General features: G+C 67.3%; 16 protein-coding genes. 6 read left to right on the top strand and 10 right to left on the bottom strand.

Going from position 1 to position 16,537, the window contains the following annotated elements:
- Positions 1-260 precede the first annotated feature (260 nt).
- Entirely contained in the window at positions 261-1,454 is a 1,194-nt protein-coding gene (locus V3B64_RS20925) for an MFS transporter (RefSeq protein WP_121503526.1), read from the bottom strand.
- A 93-nt stretch (positions 1,455-1,547) separates the two neighbouring features.
- Here V3B64_RS20925 and V3B64_RS20930 point away from each other — a divergent pair, with 93 nt between their 5' ends.
- Positions 1,548-2,477: a LysR family transcriptional regulator gene (locus V3B64_RS20930; protein ID WP_329914881.1), complete on the top strand. Its 930-nt coding sequence runs from the start codon at positions 1,548-1,550 to the stop codon at positions 2,475-2,477.
- A 51-nt stretch (positions 2,478-2,528) separates the two neighbouring features.
- On the opposite strand, the gene V3B64_RS20935 is transcribed toward V3B64_RS20930, so the two are convergent.
- Both V3B64_RS20935 and V3B64_RS20940 read right to left on the bottom strand, forming a co-directional pair.
- On the bottom strand, positions 2,529-3,986 hold the full coding sequence (locus V3B64_RS20935; protein WP_329914882.1) for an amidohydrolase family protein: 1,458 nt from the start codon (positions 3,984-3,986) through the stop codon (positions 2,529-2,531).
- Between the two features lie 52 nt (positions 3,987-4,038).
- Positions 4,039-4,740 (bottom strand): ankyrin repeat domain-containing protein, encoded by a 702-nt coding sequence (locus tag V3B64_RS20940; RefSeq protein ID WP_121503527.1) that lies wholly within the window; start codon positions 4,738-4,740, stop codon positions 4,039-4,041.
- Between the two features lie 122 nt (positions 4,741-4,862).
- On the opposite strand from V3B64_RS20940, the gene V3B64_RS20945 reads away from it, so the two are divergent.
- Both V3B64_RS20945 and V3B64_RS20950 read left to right on the top strand, forming a co-directional pair.
- Complete coding sequence (locus V3B64_RS20945) at positions 4,863-5,744, top strand: LysR substrate-binding domain-containing protein (RefSeq protein ID WP_329914883.1); 882 nt, start codon at positions 4,863-4,865, stop codon at positions 5,742-5,744.
- A gap of 173 nt (positions 5,745-5,917) precedes the next feature.
- Positions 5,918-6,355: a DUF3806 domain-containing protein gene (locus tag V3B64_RS20950; protein ID WP_132810334.1), complete on the top strand. Its 438-nt coding sequence runs from the start codon at positions 5,918-5,920 to the stop codon at positions 6,353-6,355.
- A 115-nt stretch (positions 6,356-6,470) separates the two neighbouring features.
- On the opposite strand, the gene V3B64_RS20955 is transcribed toward V3B64_RS20950, so the two are convergent.
- Complete coding sequence (locus V3B64_RS20955) at positions 6,471-7,631, bottom strand: amidohydrolase family protein (RefSeq protein ID WP_071229109.1); 1,161 nt, start codon at positions 7,629-7,631, stop codon at positions 6,471-6,473.
- A 183-nt stretch (positions 7,632-7,814) separates the two neighbouring features.
- On the opposite strand from V3B64_RS20955, the gene V3B64_RS20960 reads away from it, so the two are divergent.
- Entirely contained in the window at positions 7,815-8,456 is a 642-nt protein-coding gene (locus tag V3B64_RS20960) for a hypothetical protein (RefSeq protein ID WP_049398456.1), read from the top strand.
- 27 nt (positions 8,457-8,483) lie between these two features.
- Here V3B64_RS20960 and V3B64_RS20965 read toward each other — a convergent pair whose 3' ends face one another.
- Positions 8,484-9,110, bottom strand: coding sequence for a hypothetical protein (locus tag V3B64_RS20965; RefSeq protein WP_049398455.1), 627 nt, complete (start codon positions 9,108-9,110; stop codon positions 8,484-8,486).
- A 110-nt stretch (positions 9,111-9,220) separates the two neighbouring features.
- Positions 9,221-11,947: a TonB-dependent receptor gene (locus tag V3B64_RS20970; protein WP_329914886.1), complete on the bottom strand. Its 2,727-nt coding sequence runs from the start codon at positions 11,945-11,947 to the stop codon at positions 9,221-9,223.
- 219 nt (positions 11,948-12,166) lie between these two features.
- Between V3B64_RS20970 and V3B64_RS20975 the strand changes: the two genes are divergently transcribed.
- On the top strand, positions 12,167-12,766 hold the full coding sequence (locus tag V3B64_RS20975; protein ID WP_071229112.1) for a GNAT family protein: 600 nt from the start codon (positions 12,167-12,169) through the stop codon (positions 12,764-12,766).
- On the opposite strand, the gene V3B64_RS20980 is transcribed toward V3B64_RS20975, so the two are convergent.
- Together V3B64_RS20980 and V3B64_RS20985 are read right to left on the bottom strand one after the other, a co-directional pair.
- Positions 12,763-13,539 carry a CDP-diacylglycerol diphosphatase gene (locus V3B64_RS20980; protein WP_164081234.1) on the bottom strand — a complete coding sequence of 259 codons (777 nt, stop codon included), beginning with the start codon at positions 13,537-13,539 and terminating at the stop codon, positions 12,763-12,765. The genes V3B64_RS20975 and V3B64_RS20980 overlap by 4 nt on opposite strands.
- 67 nt (positions 13,540-13,606) lie before the next feature.
- Positions 13,607-14,263, bottom strand: a complete 657-nt coding sequence (locus V3B64_RS20985; protein WP_049463092.1) for a hypothetical protein — start codon at positions 14,261-14,263, stop codon at positions 13,607-13,609.
- A gap of 171 nt (positions 14,264-14,434) precedes the next feature.
- On the opposite strand from V3B64_RS20985, the gene V3B64_RS20990 reads away from it, so the two are divergent.
- Positions 14,435-14,731 carry an I78 family peptidase inhibitor gene (locus V3B64_RS20990; RefSeq protein WP_006373100.1) on the top strand — a complete coding sequence of 99 codons (297 nt, stop codon included), beginning with the start codon at positions 14,435-14,437 and terminating at the stop codon, positions 14,729-14,731.
- A gap of 163 nt (positions 14,732-14,894) precedes the next feature.
- Here V3B64_RS20990 and V3B64_RS20995 read toward each other — a convergent pair whose 3' ends face one another.
- Together V3B64_RS20995 and V3B64_RS21000 are read right to left on the bottom strand one after the other, a co-directional pair.
- Positions 14,895-15,779 (bottom strand): hypothetical protein, encoded by an 885-nt coding sequence (locus V3B64_RS20995; RefSeq protein WP_049398451.1) that lies wholly within the window; start codon positions 15,777-15,779, stop codon positions 14,895-14,897.
- 117 nt (positions 15,780-15,896) lie between these two features.
- The gene (locus V3B64_RS21000) at positions 15,897-16,505 is read right to left on the bottom strand and encodes an SMI1/KNR4 family protein (protein WP_329914888.1); all 609 of its coding nucleotides are present in this window, start codon (positions 16,503-16,505) and stop codon (positions 15,897-15,899) included.
- Positions 16,506-16,537: the final 32 nt, after the last annotated feature.

Here is a 16,537-nt window from a genome sequence, read left to right on the forward strand (position 1 = left end):
AAGGTCGACACCTACCAACAGCCACCGGAATCTGTCAGAGGTGGGGCGGGGGGGGGGGGGGGGGGGGGGGGGGGGCGGGGGGGGGGGGGGGGGGCGCCCCCCACAGGCGGGAGGGGGGGGCCGCCCGCCGCCCCCCCCCCCCCCCCCCCCCCCCCACCACCCCACAGGAAACCCGCCGTTGCTGTTGCTGTTGCTGTTGCTGTTGCTGTTGCTCCAGCTTCCAGCAGGTGCAGGGCTGCAAGCCCTGCCGAACACCATCCTTACCTCAAACGCAGCAGCAGGCTGCCACCCGCGCACACCACCGCCAGCCAGGCCACGCCGTTCCAACCCCACTGCGCCAGCGCCAGGCTGCCCAGCGCACCACCGGCGGCCATGCCGATGAACATGCCCGTGAACAGCAACGCATTGAGCCGGCTGCGTGCCGGCGGCACCAGTCCGTAGACCAACGTCTGGTGCGCCACCAGCGCCGACTGGAAGCCGAAGTCGAACAGCAGCGCGCTCACCACCAGCAGCGGTAGCAGCGCAGCGGCCGGCAGCCACGACTCGGTCAACAGCAGGCCAAAGCCCAGCAGCGCCACTGCGATCGCCAGCCGCGCCACGGCGTGGCAACCCAAGCGATCGGCGAATCGACCCGCAAACGGCGCGGCCAATGCGCCGGCCGCACCGGCAATGCCGAATGCACCCGCTGCGGCACTACCCAGCCCCAACCGTGCATGCAGCATCAGCGCGAGGGTTGACCAGAACGCGCTGAAGCCCACCGCCAGCAGCGACTGGCTGGCCACCGCACGGCGCAGCTGTGGCTGCTCCCGCCACAACGCCAGCAACGAACCCAACAACGCCGGATAGCGCAGTGTGCTGGTCGGTGCGAAGCGCGGCAGCGCACGCGCCATCACCGCTCCCATCGCCGCCACTGATACCGCGGCCAGCACGAACTGCGTGCGCCAACCCCACGCTTCGGCCACTACGCCACTGACCACCCGTGACAACAGGATTCCGAGCAGCAGGCCGGTCATCACCCGGCCGACGATCTGGCCGCGCTGCACATCCGGCGCCAGCACCGCTGCAGCCGGCACGATGTCCTGCGCCAGCGTGGCCATCAGCCCGACCAGCAGGCTGGCCATCAGCAGGCCCGGCAGGTGGCCAGCCATCGCAGCAGCGCCCAACGCCAACGCCAGCAACGCGGACTTCCACAGGATCAGGTTGCGGCGGTCGAACCGATCGCCCAACGGCGCCAGCAGCAGAATGCCAAGCGCATATCCCAGCTGGGTCAAGGTCGGTACCAGGCCGGCAGCGCGCTCGCCGGCGCCGAGATCCTGGGCGATCAGGCCCAGCATCGGCTGGCTGTAGTACAGCGAGGCAACCGAGAAGCCGGCGCCGGCTGCCATCGCCATCACCAGCGGGGTGGAGGGTGCGGTCGTGGGTGCCGCAGCGACGGACAGCGAGGGGGTAGACATGGGAGAGTCCGGTGGGGGAAGTGGGCGTATCCTGCCGGTATTCGCGAGGCGTCTGTAGTAGGCTTCCGCACATACACTTCATACGTAAAGCGCATGAATGACCTCGCCACCGGCGCCGATCGTCTGGATCTGCTGCGCACCTTCCTGCGCATCGTCGATGCCGGCAGCCTGTCTGCTGCGGCCGTGCAGCTGGGCACCACCCAGCCGACGGTCAGCCGCCGCCTTCAGGCCCTGGAGCGGCAGTTAGGCCTGCGCCTTCTGCAGCGCTCCACCCACGGCCTGCAGCTGACCGAGGATGGCCTGCGCTGCCAGCGTCATGCGCAACGCGTGGTCGACGAATGGGAGTCGCTACAGGCCGAACTGCACGGCGAACCGGAAACGCTGCGTGGACGTTTGCGGGTGATGGTGCCGCACGCCTTCGGCCAGGCGCAGCTGCTGCCGACCATGCTCGCGTTCCTCGCCCAGCACCCGCAGCTGAGCCTGGAGTGGATCCTCGAGGATCGGCGCCCGGACTTCATCGCAGAAGGCATCGACTGCGCGGTGCGGGTGGGCCCCGTCGACGAACCGCGCATGGTCGCACTACCGCTCGCCGAAGTGCCGCGCATCGTCGTGGCAGCACCCTCGCTGGTGCAGGCCACCGCGATCAGCACTCCAGAACAGGCGCAGTCACTGCCGTGGATCTCGCTGGTCACCTACTACCGCGAACGCCTGCTGCTGCATGACGCACAGGGCCGCGCGCATACGCTGTCGATCAGCCCGCGCCTGCTCAGCGACAACCTGTTCGTGGTGCAGCAGGCCGCATGTGCGGGGCTGGGCGCAGCGGTGGTCTCGGCCTGGCTGGTGGCCGACGATCTCGCACAAGGGCGGCTGGTGCAGCTGCTGCCGGACTGGCAGGCGCCGGCACTGCCGGTACACGTGGTGTTTCCCGCCGCGCGCCATCAGCCGCCGCGGCTGCGCGCCTTCATCGATGCGATGAAGGCCGCGCTGCCGCAATTGCATGGAATGCGGCCGGCGCCGCGTTAGGTCATCGGCCGCATCATCCACGCCATGCGTGGATTCTGCCCCGCCCCGCAATCAGTTGGCCTTGGCCGCCTCGGCATTCCACGCTGCGACCCTGGCCTTGGTGTCGGCCAGCATCTTGTCCAGCGCGGCGCGGTCATACACGTTGCCGCGCAGGATCACGCTGTCGATCTTTTCGGTGGCAGCAATGTCCTGCAGTGGGTTGGCGGTCAGCAGTACCAGATCGGCGGCCTTGCCCTGTGCGACACCACCGTAGCGGTCCATCTGGCCGAACCAGGCCGGGCCGGAACGGGTTGCGGCCGACAGCGCCTGCGGTGCGCTCAGGCCTTCCTTCACGAACAGCTGCAATTCCTGGTGCAGGGCGATGCCCGGGAAGTTGAACGAGTTGAGGAAGCCCGCATCGGTGCCCGCAATGATCGTCACACCGGCTTCCTGCAGCATCGGCAGCACCGCGGCCACCTGGTGGTACTGCGCGTGGCGCGCTTCGATCTGTGCCGGCGTGGCCTTCGCCGCGCGGTCCACGCGCCACTGGTAGGTCGCGCGCAGGCCCGGGCCGATGTAGGCCAGGTACGGATCGTTGGCGTGGTTATCCTGGTCAAGGAAATCGAGGATGCGGCCACCGTTGAGGGTCGGGGTCACGAACACGCCGCGCTTGGCGAAATCGCGGTAGGCGTGCATCGCCGTATCACGATCGAAGCTGGCGTCGAGGCGGCGGTTGGCTTCGGCGCGGTCGATGCGACCGGCACCGAAGTCGGCGGCGATCTGCGCTTCGTCCTTGCTGCCGGCCTTGAATGCATAATCCAGATGCTCGATCGAGGCCAGGCCCGCATCGACCGCCTGCTCCACGGTCAGTGCCATCGGAATATGCCCCGAGGCCTTGAAGCCGGCCTTGCGCGCAGCACTGGCCGAGTACAGGAACAGCTCCGGCTTCAGCGTGCTGTCGGTGATCTTCACGAAATCAACCTTGTCGTGCTGCAGGCGGGCGATCGCCTTGTCGGCGTCGGCCTCGCTGCCCACTTCGATCGTACCCTTCCAGACCGGCTTGATGCCTTCGATCTTCGCGCCCGAACTGAGCAGGCGCGGACCAAACAGCGTGCCCTTGGCGATCTCGCCGCGCCACTGCAGCACCTGCTCGGGCAGGTCACCGGAACAGTCGCGCACGGTGGTGATGCCGTGCGCGATATATAGCGGCAGCAGCGCCTTGTTCTCTTCGATCAGCGCCGGGCCACCACCGAAGTGCACGTGCATGTCCCACAGCCCCGGAATCAGGTACTTGCCCTTGGCATCGATCTGGCGGGCCGCGCTCCATTGGCTGCGCAGCTGCGCGTCCGGGCCGACGGCCACGATATCCTCGCCACGGATCACCACGCTCTGCCCCGCCAGGGTGCTGGCGTGCTCGACATCGACCACGGTGGCATTGCGGATCAGCAGGTCGGCGCGCTCGGCAGCAGACGCCGACAGCGGGGCCACTGCAAGGAGGATGGCAAGGGACAACGGACGGGAACGGAACATGGACAGCATCCTGATGGGCACGACCAGCGTGCGGGGTGGAAGGGAACAGTCTTCAGCGCACCGCGCCGTGCTGGCGCAGCAGGGTTTCAATTCCGGTATAGCCGCGCTGGCGCGCGTGCGCCAGCGGCGTCACACCGTCGCCGTCGGCCAGCTCGGGGTCGGCGCCGGCCTCCAGCAGCAGCTGCACGATCTGCACGTGGCGCGCGCCGCCGTCACCGAGCAGGATCGCTTCCAGCAGCGCGGTCCAGTGCAGGCGGTTGACATGGTCTACAGCGACGCCGGCACGCAGCAGCGTGCGCACGGTGGCGACGTGGCCGCGCTCGGCGGCGGGAATCAAGGCGGTGCCGCCGTAGCGGTTGGTGCTGCGCAGGTCGGCGCCATGCGCCAGGGTCATCGCCAGGATCTCGTCCAGTCCACGCGCGCCGGCGTACAGGTAGGCGCTGTCCTGCATGGCGTCCTTGGCATTGACGTCGGCGCCGGCTTCGATCAGTTCACGCGCGGCGTCTACATTGTTGCCATGCGTGGCCAGCAGCAGCGCGGTACGGCCCTGGCCATCACGCGCCTCCAGCGTGGCGCCATCCTCGATTGCCTGTCGCACCGCATCGGCATCGCCACGGCTGGCAGCATCGCGCAGGCGGCCATCGACGTCGGCTTTGGACGTTGCGGTGCAGGCCGGGGAGACCATGGCCAGCAGGAACAACAGCAGCACGCGCGCGAACGGCGCAGGCCAGCCAGGGGAACGATGGACGCGCATGACGGTGTCTCCTCATGACCGTCGCCACGGAACGCCGTGCGACGGTAGCAACAGCCGGGCATTGCCGGCCCCTGCCCTGCATGGTAGAAGTCGGCCTGGGTATCCAGAAGTGAAATGTTCAAATGCAAGACAGTGCCAAATCGAATAGAACCCTGTTCGAACTGGACCTGCTGCGGGCGCTGGTGATGGTGGCCGACTGCGGCAGCTTCACCACGGCGGCCACGCGCCTGCATTCGACCCAGTCCACGGTCAGCCAGAAGGTGCGCCGGCTGGAGGAACTGGCCGGGCATCGCCTGCTCGAACGCGGCCACCGCGACGTACACCCCACCGATGCCGGCCACACCCTGCTCGGCTACGCGCGGCGCATGCTCGACCTGAACGAGGAAATGGCACAGGCGCTGGCCGGCGCCACCGTGGAAACTGCGGTGCGCATCGGTGTCCCCGAGGACTTCGTCAACGCGCAGACCACACGCATGCTGGCCGCTTTCAGCCGCCGCCACCCGCAGGTGAAGCTGGAGATCAGCAGCGGCCTCAGCCGTGACCTCGCGCAGGGCTTCGACCACGGCGAGCTGGACCTGGTGCTGGTCAAGCAACGCCGCAACAGCCGCCAGGCGGTGCATTGCCGGCGCGAGCCGATGCACTGGATCGACAGCCTGCGCAGCAGCTGCCTGCAGCTGGACCCGCTGCCGCTGGTCACCTTCCCGCCACGCGGGCTGTACCGCGACGAGATGATCCACGCCGTGGAGGCGCTGGGCCTGCGCTGGCGCATCGCCTTCACCAGTTCGTCGCTGAGTGGCATCCAGGGTGCGGTGGCCGATGGCATCGGCATCAGCCTGCTGCCACGCCGCGCGGTCACCCGCGATCACCGCATCATCGATGGCGAACGCGAGCTGCCGGTGATCGACAATTACGAGATCGGCCTGCTGCATCGTGCCGACGCAGATGATGCCGTGCGCGCGCTGGCCAGCGAACTGTGGCGCCAGGTGCAGCGCGAACCGGACTGAGCACCGCACATGAGGTAGTGCCGGCCGCTGGCCGGCAACCTCGACAGCCACATTGTCCAGCGCGGGCATGGATCTAGCGCATTGATCATCGATATCTGATCAGACCTGCCGCACCAGGGCACTACATCGCAGGCTACAGTCGCCCTAGTTTCCGTGCCCCACGGCGCCTCGCCATGTCCGATGAAATCCCCACCCGCTTCGATCCCCTGCCCGCTGCACTGCAGACGCATCTGCAGCACCAGCGCTTGCTGATCGCTGCGCGCGTGGCCGCCGGCTTTCCGACGTTGCCGGTGCAGTGGCCGCTGGCGGCCACCACGCTGCAGCGCGTGGTCGATGCCGAGCTGATCGACCGCGACGACTGCGATGGCTGGGAAGCACTGGGCGTGGCGTTCGGTGACACCCTGGCCCAGCGCGTGCCGGGCCTGGCCTGGATGCAGGTCACCGATGCCTGGGGCATCGACGCGGTGCTGCGCTATGCCGACAGCAGCCTGCAGATCGGCGCCAGCACGCTGCTGCTCAAGCGCATCGAGCAGGGCGAGCTCATCGACATCGCACATCTGCTGGCGTGGCTTGAGGAATTTGTCGCCACCCGCGCCGACGATTACGCCTGAAAAGCTGCCGAGCATGGCTCGGCGCAACCGGAACTGGCGTGGCGTCGTGGGTAGATCCAGGCCATGCGTGGATGGAACCACCGCGCGGCCACATTCATCCACGCATGGCCTGGATCTACAGCCAACGGCCATCAACTACCACGCGGCGCTCCACCGGCACCCCGGCCACAGCGGCCGGGCCGTGGTCGGCACGCACCGCCACGAAAGTGGCCGGATGCCCTTCCACAAGACCGTACTGCGGCAGCCCGATCACCTGCGCGGCATGGGTGGTCACCATGTCCAGCGCCAGCATCAGGTCGGCATCGGTATGGAAGCCGGAGCGGTAGCCCAGCAGCATCGCCCGCTGCAACAGATCGCCGTTGCCATACGGCCACCAGCAGTCACGGATGTTGTCGTTGCCCGCGAACACGCGCACACCGGCATCATGCAGCGCGCGCAGCGGCGGGAATGGATGATCGCCCGGCGCGTTGCTCATGATCGCCACACCCGCCGTCGCCAGCGCCTCGCCCACCTGCAGCGCGCGTGCCAGCGGCACCTCGCCCAGCGAATAAGCATGACTGACCGCCACCCTTCCCTGCAGGCCGGCGGCCCGGGTCCGCGCGGCGATACGCAGCAGCTGGGCCAGGCCGGTTTCGCCAGGCTCATGCAGGTGGATGTCCAGCTGCACGCCATAGCGCTCGGCCAGGCCGAACAACAGTGCCAGCTGGCCCTCGGCATCGCCATCGAGCGTGGTCGGATCGATGCCGCCCAGCACGTCCACACCCGCTGCAAGGGCCTGCTCAAGCACCGCTGCGGTACCCGCGCAGGACATCACCCCGGCCTGCGGGAACGCCACCAGCTGGATGCGCATGATGCCGGCGCAGCGCAGCGCGGCCTCGCGCACCGCTTCCAGGTGGCCCAGGCCGGTGCTGCCATCGATATCAACATGACAGCGCATCGCCACTGTGCCGAAGCCGCTGCACTGGCGAATCAGCGCCTCGGCGCGATCGACCATCGGCGCCGCAGCCGCCACTGCCGCCTTTTCCACCGCCAGCCGCTCACGCAGGCTGTTCACTGGCTGATGCGGGTGCCAACGGTCGCCGACGAAGCTCTTGTCGAGGTGAATGTGGCCGTCGACCAGCCCGGGCAGCACCGCGAAGCCCTGCAGGTCGACGCATTCCGCCCCTTCAGCCGGCGCCGCCTCGCCATTGAGCCCGCTGATGCGGCCATCACGGATATGGAAATGCAGTGGCGCGCCGTCGCGGTCGACACCGCCGTGGATGAACTGCAGGGTCATCGGGAATTCCCGGAAAGCCAAGATTGGCGCCATCCTGCGCCTCGATAGTGCCATCGGCCAACGAAATATCTGGATGCCACACATTCATCAGAACGATGATTCCCCCTGCGACAACCGGTCGCAGCCACGCCGTGCACACCCCTGAACGGGTAACATGGGCGCCTGTTTCCGCTGTGATGCCGCATGGGCCCGTCCGACCGCCACGATCGTCTCCGCCGCTGGCAGGCCGCGTCCCTGCTTGCCGCCGCTCCGATCGCCAGCCTGTCCGCCACTGATGCTGCGGCCGCCGCGCCGCTGCAGTCGCCGCCAGGCCAGCAGCGCATCGCCCCGGCTGCGCTGGTCGAGCGCCTGCACCAGCGCGTGCTGTCCGGGCAGAGCGCCACCGCCACGCTGGAACACTGGTGCGCAGAGCACGGCCTGGCCGAACAGGCGCGGGTGCGCGCCGTGCGCATACACGGCCAGGACAAGCCTGCCCCCGCCGACGTGCTGCAGGCGCTGGGCGTGAAGCCGGGTACCGACCTGCGCTATCGCCGCGTGCAGCTGGTCTGCGGCAGCCGCGTGCTGTCCGAGGCCGACAACTGGTACCTGCCTGGTCACCTCAGCCCGGCCATGAACCAGGTGCTGGACAGCACCGACGAACCGTTCGGTCGCGTGGTCGGCCCGCTCGGCTTCCAGCGCCAGACCCTGGCTGACCAGACGTTCTGGCCGCCGCGGGGCGAAGGCGATCACGGCGTGATCCTGGAAGTGCGTGCCCTGCTGCGCGACCGCCAGCAGCAGCCTTTCAGTTACGTCATCGAGTCGTACCTGCAGCAGGCGCTTCCGTAACGCGCCGCGGCGCCGGGCATCCGACGGCTACGGGCCCGTGATGGCGTTGGCTGCAGGATCCACCGAGAACACGAAGCGCCCACCACGCTGGTCCCTGCCCCATGTCATCGGCGCCGTGGTCAGACTGTAGACCGGGGCCGCCTTGTCCGTGCCGATCGCCTCGGACCAGGCACTGAAATCCTCATCGGTACGGCTTCGGATCTCGCCAACACACAGGCTGTAGCCACAGGCGAAAGACACCAGCGTGCCGTCGCTGCCGATGAGCCGGGTCGCGGCCGTCCTGTAGAGCCGGGTCAGGTCCTGCACTTCCGGGTGCCCGGCCGCATCGCGCTCGAACTGGCTGATCGCCTGCGCGAAAGCCTTGTCGGAACCCAGCAGCGCCTCGCTCTTCTGCACGGACACCGCACCCTCGCTCAGCAGCATACGCTCGCCCTCGAGGAAGTGCCCCTCCGGTTGCGCGAGCCCAGCGGCAGCCGTCGTGGCACTCGATGCCGTTGCCGCGCGCGATGGCCCAGCGTGCTCCGCTGGCTGCGCGTGAGACTGCGCAGGCGCGGCATTGGCCACCTCCGCGGCATCCTCCACGCTGGCCGCCTGCCTGCCACTGCAACCTGCAATGGCCACCACTGCAATCACGCTCCACACCCTGACATCCATGCGCATCCTCCTCCGGGTAGCGCCACAGCATGCCACGCGCGCAGCGGCAACACGGATGCACTGCACAAAGAAAAGCCCGGCAATGCCGGGCCTTTCGTTCGCCTGCCGGATCAGCGGAACCGGTAGTCCAGCTGCACCCAGTACTGGCGGCCATACGGGTCGTAGTTGCCGACCGGGTAGAACGGCCAGCCGCCACCGTTCTTGTCCGCCGGCGGGCGGCTGTCACGCAGGTTGTTGACGATCACACCCACCGACAGGTTCTCGCCGAACTGGCGGAACACGCTGGCGTTGTAGGTCATGTACGGCGCGATGCGGCCACTGCCATCGGTCTTCGGCAGCGAGCCGAAGCGGTTGCCGTACAGCGTGGTGGTCCAGTCGCCCTGGTTCCAGGTGATGCTGCCGTTGGCTTTGCTGCGCCACTGGTAGTCATCCAGCGAATTGCGAATGTCACGCTCCGGATCATCGGAGAACTGTCGGTATTTGTGCTCCAGCACCACGGTGTAGGCCAGGCGCGTGGTGAAGCGGCCATAGCGGCCGGCATCGAAACGCCAGTTGCCCTTCAGGTCCAGGCCGCGAACCGATTCGGAGGCCGCGTTGATCGGATTGATCAGCACGCGGGTCACCTGGTCCGGCTGCACGGTGGCATTGGACGGATTGCGGATCACCCGCGACAGCGCGTCCTGGCACAGCGGCGAACCGATATCGCGCGCTTCGCCGCCCAGCGTCCGGCCCAGGCGGCAATCGGCCTCATCACGCAGGATGCGGCTGGTATCGAGGCTGGTCACTTCGTTGTCGATGCGGATGTCGTAGTAGTCAGCGCTGAAATCCAGGCCGGACAGCGGCGACCAGACCACGCCGAAACCATACGACTTGGCCGATTCCGGCTGCAGCTGCGCATTGGCGCGGTTGCTGTAATCAATCGACAGGCCGTTGTAGTCGCAGTTGTCGTACGACTGGCCCGCAGTGCGGCAGCGCCAGTAATCGGTCATGCCCGGGTTGTAGCCGCGGGTTTCGGTGGCAAACACGTAGTTCATGTCCGGCGCACGGAAGCTGGTCGCCGCCGTACCACGGATCAGCAGGCTCTCGATCGGACGGAACTCGACGCCGAAACTCCAGGTGGCCTTGCCGATGTGCTCGCCACCGGCACGGTACTGGTCATAACGACCGGCCAGGGTGGTGGTCAGCGACTGCAGCAGCGGCAATTGCAGCTCCACACCTGCAGCGTAGCGGTCACGCTCGCCACCGGCGCCGACGCCTGCACTGGTGTTCCAGAACTCGCCGCTGCCCAGGCGCGGGTCCGGTCGGTTGCGATACCCCTGGCTGCCGGCCTCGACCACCGCTGCCAACGCCGCATCGCCCCCAGGCAGCGTGAACAGGCGGCCGTTGACGCTGGCGCTGAAGGTCTGCAGCCATGCCGCGTTACGGCTTTCCTGGTAGTCGGACAGCCCCTCGTACTCGTTCGGGGTCAACGGCTGGAACAGGCGCGCCGGATCCGGTGCATAGACCTCAACGCCGTTGCGCACACCCAGCTTGGGGCCGAGCAGGTATTCGTTGATGCCGGCCAGCAGTACCGGGCGGCGGGTGCGGTTCTCGTATCGCGAGCGGCTGTAGACCGCCTCATAGTCCCAGCCGCTGTCGCCGATCTGGCCACGTGCACCGACGTTGAACGACCACGAGTTTTCCAGGAAGCGGTTGGCATTGCGCGGCAGGCCGCCGATTTCCTCCGGCGCGAAGCGGCGGTACCAGCTTTCCAGGTTGCCGGTGGTCTGGTTGTAGAAGTAGTTGCGGGCCGAGGTCCAGGTTGGCGCACGCGTGTTGTTGTAGATCCGCGCGCTGCCCACGGCGACATCGGCGAACAGGTCAGTGGTCTCGTTGACGTGGAAGGTCAGCAGGCCATAGCCATTGAGGTTGCGCTTCTGGGTCTGCACGGTCCAGTAGCTGGCGGCGGCCTCGTTGCTGCCGCAGTACCAGCCCTGGCGAGGGTTGAAGGCGCGGAACACGCTGCCGCCATAGATGGCAGACGCCCCGTCGCAGCCAGTGACGCCCGGATCGCTGTTGCGGCCGGTGGCGGCATTGCGGCGATAGGCGATCGCGGTCGCCTGCGGTGCCTTGCCGGCCGGATCATCGTCCAGCGAATCCATGAAATCGCGCTGGCGCGCGTGGATCGCCTTGCGCACATCGAACTCGAAGCCGAACAGCGCATCCCAGCGCTCGCCGGAACTACCACCGACCACCTGCGCGCGCTGGTTGTCGCCGCCGCCCTGCTGGGTGCCACCGGCGCGCACGTTCACATCCACGCCCTCAAAGCGGTCCTTGAGGATGATGTTGACCACGCCGGCGATGGCGTCGGAGCCGTATACCGCAGACGCACCTGCCGCCAGGACCTCGATGCGCTCGATCAGCGCACTGGGAATGTTGGCCAGGTTGACCACGTTCACCGACCCTTCGTAGGCCAGTGGGTAGTCGGCCTGGCGGCGGCCGTTGACCAGCACCAGCGTGCGGTTCGGGCCCAGCCCGCGCAGGTTGATGGTGTTGGCGGCCGGGGTGAAGGTGTTGCCGAAGTCCTCGCCCTGTACGTTGCCGGTGTTCTCGGTCAGCGCGCTCAGTGCGTCGAAGGCATTGCGGTAGCCCTGCGCATCGATCTGTTCGCGGCTGATCACCGTCACCGGCGACGGGCCCTCGACACTGGCGCGTGGAATGCGCGAGCCGGTGACCTTCACTTCCTGCAATGTGGTGGGTGCGCTTTCCTGCGCGAAGGCCGGCAGCGAGACCAGCATCAGGGACGACAGTGCGAGCACCAGCGGACGCGGGCGCAGCGCCTTGTGGGAGGCGGACATGGGCTTCCTGGGGAGTTGGGCGGGTGGTGGTACGGGGGCAGCGGCCTGTACGGCGCATAACGATCCCGTAACGAAAGTGTCCTGAATGGGGGGGTTCAACGGAAATGACCAGGCCTGATGGCCTTATGCCTGAACCGAATCAGACCCGCAGTGCCATCCACCACACTTTTGCAATGTTTTGAATGGTGCAGGGCTGCAGGCACGGCCATCGTGCCCGGGATGATGACCCCGTACCCCACTTCCCTCCTTCCCCCATTGCGCCCGGTGCTGCGCCGTCACCTGCTGCAGCTGCAGGCCGCACCGGTCACCCTGCGCCCTTTCCAGCGTGCCGACCTGCCGCGCTGGCGCCTGTTCGATGACCGCCGCCGGCGCGGCCGCCGCGATCCGTCCGTCATCGATGAGGAAGCGCGCTTCCTCGCCCACATGCATCGCTCACGCCTGGAACAGGACAACGACCAGCTGCTGCTGGGGGTGTTCGATGACGAGCACGGCAACGTACTGGACCAGCTGCACGTACGGCTGCAATCACTACACGCGCGCAGCGCCGAACTGCTGTCGCTGCAGCATTGGCACCCGCATGCCGACGCGGCGCTGCAGGCGCTGTGTCCTTTCCTGTTCGAGGACGTCGGCCTGCATCGCCTGTTCGTGATGCTGCCACCGGACTGCAGTGATCCGTTCGCCACCGCGCTGCGGGCCTTCGGCTTCGAGCAGGAAGGCCTGCTGCGCGACCATCATCTGGATCTGGATGGCTGGCAGGATCGCCAGCTGCTGGCGCTGACCGCACCCATGTGGCGGAGCAAGCACAGGATGCTGGACTAGCGCACCCGCTCCAGCGCGTTGCCGGCACCGGTCAGCACCGAGCAGGCGTGGTCCTGCAGCTCTTCGGCGCTGGCCTCGTTGCCGGTGCCCGCGTCCACACGGGTGGCCAGCAGGATGAAGCCCGGGACGCCCTGCACGGCGTCCCGGCCCGCCACAACCAGGCTCCACTGGCCGACGTCGTCCACGCCTGCGAGGTCGTAGGCCAGCAGATTGAGCGGATTGGCGGTCAGTTCTGCGCCCGGCAGCAGGCGTGCCTGGTACTGATGGCCGCGCAGCAGCCCCGGCAGCGGTGTCCACTGGCTGCCCAGAGCGGCAGCATGCGTGTCCAGCGCCTGCAGCACGTCGGCACGCAGGCAATCCACGTGAATATGCAGCTGGTGCTGCGAGCGGCCATGCGGTGAATTCAGCGCCAGGCTGGCGACGTTGCGCGGCAGCGGTTGGCCCAGCGCCCGTTCGGTGTGGGTGCGGGCCAGCCAGGCCGCGCCGAAGTAGTTGGGTGCACCACGCTGGTACAGGCTGCGGCTCTCGATGCCGCTGACCTTGTCCAGCGGCATCAGCAGGAACTGGTAGTCGCCGTGCGCGTCCTTGACCAGCACATCGCGGCGGTCTGCTGCCGTCTCCACCCGCAGGCAATCGCCACGCGGGCCTTCGGCGCCCTGGCAGTCACGTTCAATCAATCGCCACAATGCATCGGAATGGGCCGGCGGCGGAGGCGCGCTGGCACAGGCAGACAACAGCAGCAGGGACGACAGCAGGAAGGGGCGCAAGGACACGGCACGACTCACGGAGCAGGCACGGCAGACAGCGCCGCGCTGCATTCTAGCCAGTGCAACGCTGCAATCAGTAGGTGCCGAACGGCACTTCAACCACGATCGGGGCGGCACCCTCTCCGGCCTGCAGGCTGTAGCGGTCCAGCGCGCCATCGTCATCGGCGTGCGGCTGGCGCTGGAAATGCAGCGGATAGCGGCTGTCCCCCAGGCGCACGGCACTGCCGTCGGCCTCCAGCGCGGCACCTTCCGGAATCAGCAGACCGCCCAGGTCGCTGTAGGCGCCAGGTACATCGGCGAAGCTGTAGTCGGCCAGCTCGTCCACCCGCTGCATCGCATAGACGTGCGGCACATAGGGTCGTGCAGGGCTACGGCCATTGCTCAGGTCCGTCACCCAGGCCTGCGGCAGGTGGTACTCCCCGCGCAGCGCAGCGACGCCCAGCGAGGGGCTGGCCACCTGCAGGCAGCACACCGCCCGCTTGCCCTCGCGGTCGAGGATGGCGAAACGGTCGCCGCGGGTGGCCGCCTGCGGCAGCATGGCGAAGGCCAGGTTACGCTGCGCCGGCGCGTAGCCGGATTCGGTCTGCAGGTTGCGCCAGGCGCCGAATACCGGGGATTGGACCTGCTCGGGTTCCGGATCGGCAGCGGAGGCGGCAAACGCCACGCCCAGCAACGACAACATCAGGGCCGTCATTGTCTTGTCCTTGCCGCGGAAACTGCCTGCCGTCATACCGTATCCAACACCTGCGCCGGAAAGGCCCGGCCTGCCCGCTGGCGTACTGCCAGCTATTCCTCCCACTATGCAATGACCACGCTGTGCCGGCAATGACCGGGGCGCTGACGCCTTTCGCACGCTCGGTGCTATCGTTCCCGCCATCGTCCCCTGCGCAGGAGCGCTCACATGTCTGCATTCCGTCTGTCCCTGTTGCTGCCGGCCTCCGCCCTGCTGCTGTCGGCCTGCGTCAGCACCCCTGGCCCGGAAGTCAAAGGCAGTGGCCGCTGCGACGCCAGCCAGCTGGGCTGGGCGATCGGCCAGCCGGCCAACGAGCCCAACATCCGTCGCCTGTCCCGCGAGAGCGGTGCCGGCCTGGTCAACCCGATCGGCCCCAGCACCATCACCACCAAGGACATCCGCCCGGACCGCCTGCGCGTGTTCGTGGACAAGGACAACATCATCACGTCCACCCGCTGCGAGTAAGCGCGGCAGCAGGCTTTTGTAGAGTCGGGGGGGGGGGGGGGGGGGTGGGGGGGGGGGGGGCGGGCAACCACACGGGGCCGGGGGGTTCTCCCTCGCCCCCCGCGCCTGTGTTGCGCGGCGGGCCCCCCAAAAACACCAGTCGAGCATGGCTCGACTCTACATTTCAGGGTTCGGTATACCCCGCGCAATCCGGCAGCGCCTGGTCGGGGTGGAATACCCCATCGCTGAAGCGGAACAGCCGCGTGTAGGTGCACGCCGGGTCCTGCTCGGTGCGCAGATCCTGCTTCTTCAACGGCCCCTTGGCCAGCGAATCCTCGAAGCGCGAAACACCGGCCGGGAACCGGGTCGCCACGGTCTGGTAGCGCAGCACCGGCATGCCCTCGGCGACCGTATCCAGCGCCAGCTTCGCCGAGAAGCCGTATTCGTCATGGCAGGCACCTGCGCGCTGCTTGATGTCCTGTTCGCTGAAACAGGCGCGGATCATCGCATTGCCCAGCCATGGCACGGTCAACACGTCGTCGTCCACCTGGATGTCGTCCTGCAGGTGGCGCACGCGTGCCAGTTGCAGCGTGGACGCGTCGGCACCTCCACCGGAGTACATGGCGCTGAACGTGACGATGCCACCCACCAGCACATTCTGGCGGGCGCGCTGCTGCGGGTCGGTCACCGGTTCATCGCTGCCCACGCCAGGTGCCAGCCGCACGATCCACGGCCACAGCGACAGCTCGCTTTCCTGCGGCACGTCGATGCTGACGTGGTAGGTGTGTGGCGTGCCCTGGCCCGGTTCCTTCTCAAGTACTTCCAGCACGGTCGGCCGGTCACCATCTTTGGCAACCGGCTGCACGCGCACGCACCAGTTGCCGTCCCGCGTGCACTCGTAGAGCCCCGCCGGCCCCGTCTCATGGGCGATCAGCACCTGCCCCAACGGCTCCATCACGTTGCCCGCAGCGTCACGCTGCTGCGGCAGGATCGAGCCCTGCGCCAGCGCCAGCATCGGGGTGGCCAGCAGTGCAACGCACACGGTCGTGCGGGCAAGGACGGGGGGCATGGATGAGATTCCTGCTCGTGGAATCAAGATGGTAGCGCAGGAATAACGGAACGATCGCGACCAGCCGGGTCAACCGGAACCCAAGCGGCACACTACCTGTCAGAACGGCGCTCCCAACTACGCCCCTCCAGCAGTACGGAGAATGGCCGGGGGAGCGAAGCCGTCATCAGTTGACGACTCGAGATTCTCACCATCCCAGCTTGCCTGAGTGATCCACTCCACAGCCTTCTCAGCGAAGTCAGCGAAAGTGGGAGCAAGAAGGTACTTGGTGTCTTCATCCGCACCAAAGGCAATCATCTGTCCTTCAGCACCGTCAATATCGGGATCGAAATCCAATCCCATGTGATTGCCGCCACCATCGTGAGTCAGCGGTATCCAACGTGCATTGGTATACATCGGCTTCACCACCCCCGCAGGACTGGACTTCATGAACTCCGCGCAGTCCTCGTTCATGCCGTCGGCCTCGATCTCACGCCAACCCTGCCACTGCCGCCTGACCTCCATGGACGAGAGCATCTGAGTGCCGAACAGAAGCCCGGCCCCATCCTGCCCGTCGTGAATCATCAGCAGCTGCCTGAGCAGATCTGGCAAAGCGACTCCAAGCTGAGCTTCCAGTTCAACCAGCTCGCTTTCGGAAGCTCCCGGCCGCAACTGCACTTCATCCAGACAATTCTTCTCGTGAAGCGACGCTTTGATGGACGCCCATATCTGATCCGCACTCTGCATTGGTTCTGTATCCGTTTCAGCCAAGACCTCAG

It is taken from the genome of Stenotrophomonas sp. SMYL86, from assembly GCF_036320025.1.
Taxonomy (GTDB): Bacteria; Pseudomonadota; Gammaproteobacteria; order Xanthomonadales; family Xanthomonadaceae; genus Stenotrophomonas; species Stenotrophomonas maltophilia_A.

Bases quoted from the DNA above. Each gene is read 5' to 3' on its own strand.
- V3B64_RS21000 (WP_329914888.1), bottom strand. From the start codon at position 16,505: ATGCAGAGTGCGGATCAGATATGGGCGTCCATCAAAGCGTCGCTTCAC.
- V3B64_RS20935 (WP_329914882.1), bottom strand. From the start codon at position 3,986: ATGTTCCGTTCCCGTCCGTTGTCCCTTGCCATCCTCCTTGCAGTGGCC.
- V3B64_RS20985 (WP_049463092.1), bottom strand. From the start codon at position 14,263: ATGACGGCAGGCAGTTTCCGCGGCAAGGACAAGACAATGACGGCCCTG.
- V3B64_RS20990 (WP_006373100.1), top strand. From the start codon at position 14,435: ATGTCTGCATTCCGTCTGTCCCTGTTGCTGCCGGCCTCCGCCCTGCTG.
- V3B64_RS20960 (WP_049398456.1), top strand. From the start codon at position 7,815: ATGGGCCCGTCCGACCGCCACGATCGTCTCCGCCGCTGGCAGGCCGCG.
- V3B64_RS20940 (WP_121503527.1), bottom strand. From the start codon at position 4,740: ATGCGCGTCCATCGTTCCCCTGGCTGGCCTGCGCCGTTCGCGCGCGTG.
- V3B64_RS20925 (WP_121503526.1), bottom strand. From the start codon at position 1,454: ATGTCTACCCCCTCGCTGTCCGTCGCTGCGGCACCCACGACCGCACCC.
- V3B64_RS20995 (WP_049398451.1), bottom strand. From the start codon at position 15,779: ATGCCCCCCGTCCTTGCCCGCACGACCGTGTGCGTTGCACTGCTGGCC.
- V3B64_RS20955 (WP_071229109.1), bottom strand. From the start codon at position 7,631: ATGACCCTGCAGTTCATCCACGGCGGTGTCGACCGCGACGGCGCGCCA.
- V3B64_RS20930 (WP_329914881.1), top strand. From the start codon at position 1,548: ATGAATGACCTCGCCACCGGCGCCGATCGTCTGGATCTGCTGCGCACC.
- V3B64_RS20950 (WP_132810334.1), top strand. From the start codon at position 5,918: ATGTCCGATGAAATCCCCACCCGCTTCGATCCCCTGCCCGCTGCACTG.
- V3B64_RS20975 (WP_071229112.1), top strand. From the start codon at position 12,167: ATGATGACCCCGTACCCCACTTCCCTCCTTCCCCCATTGCGCCCGGTG.
- V3B64_RS20970 (WP_329914886.1), bottom strand. From the start codon at position 11,947: ATGTCCGCCTCCCACAAGGCGCTGCGCCCGCGTCCGCTGGTGCTCGCA.
- V3B64_RS20945 (WP_329914883.1), top strand. From the start codon at position 4,863: ATGCAAGACAGTGCCAAATCGAATAGAACCCTGTTCGAACTGGACCTG.
- V3B64_RS20965 (WP_049398455.1), bottom strand. From the start codon at position 9,110: ATGGATGTCAGGGTGTGGAGCGTGATTGCAGTGGTGGCCATTGCAGGT.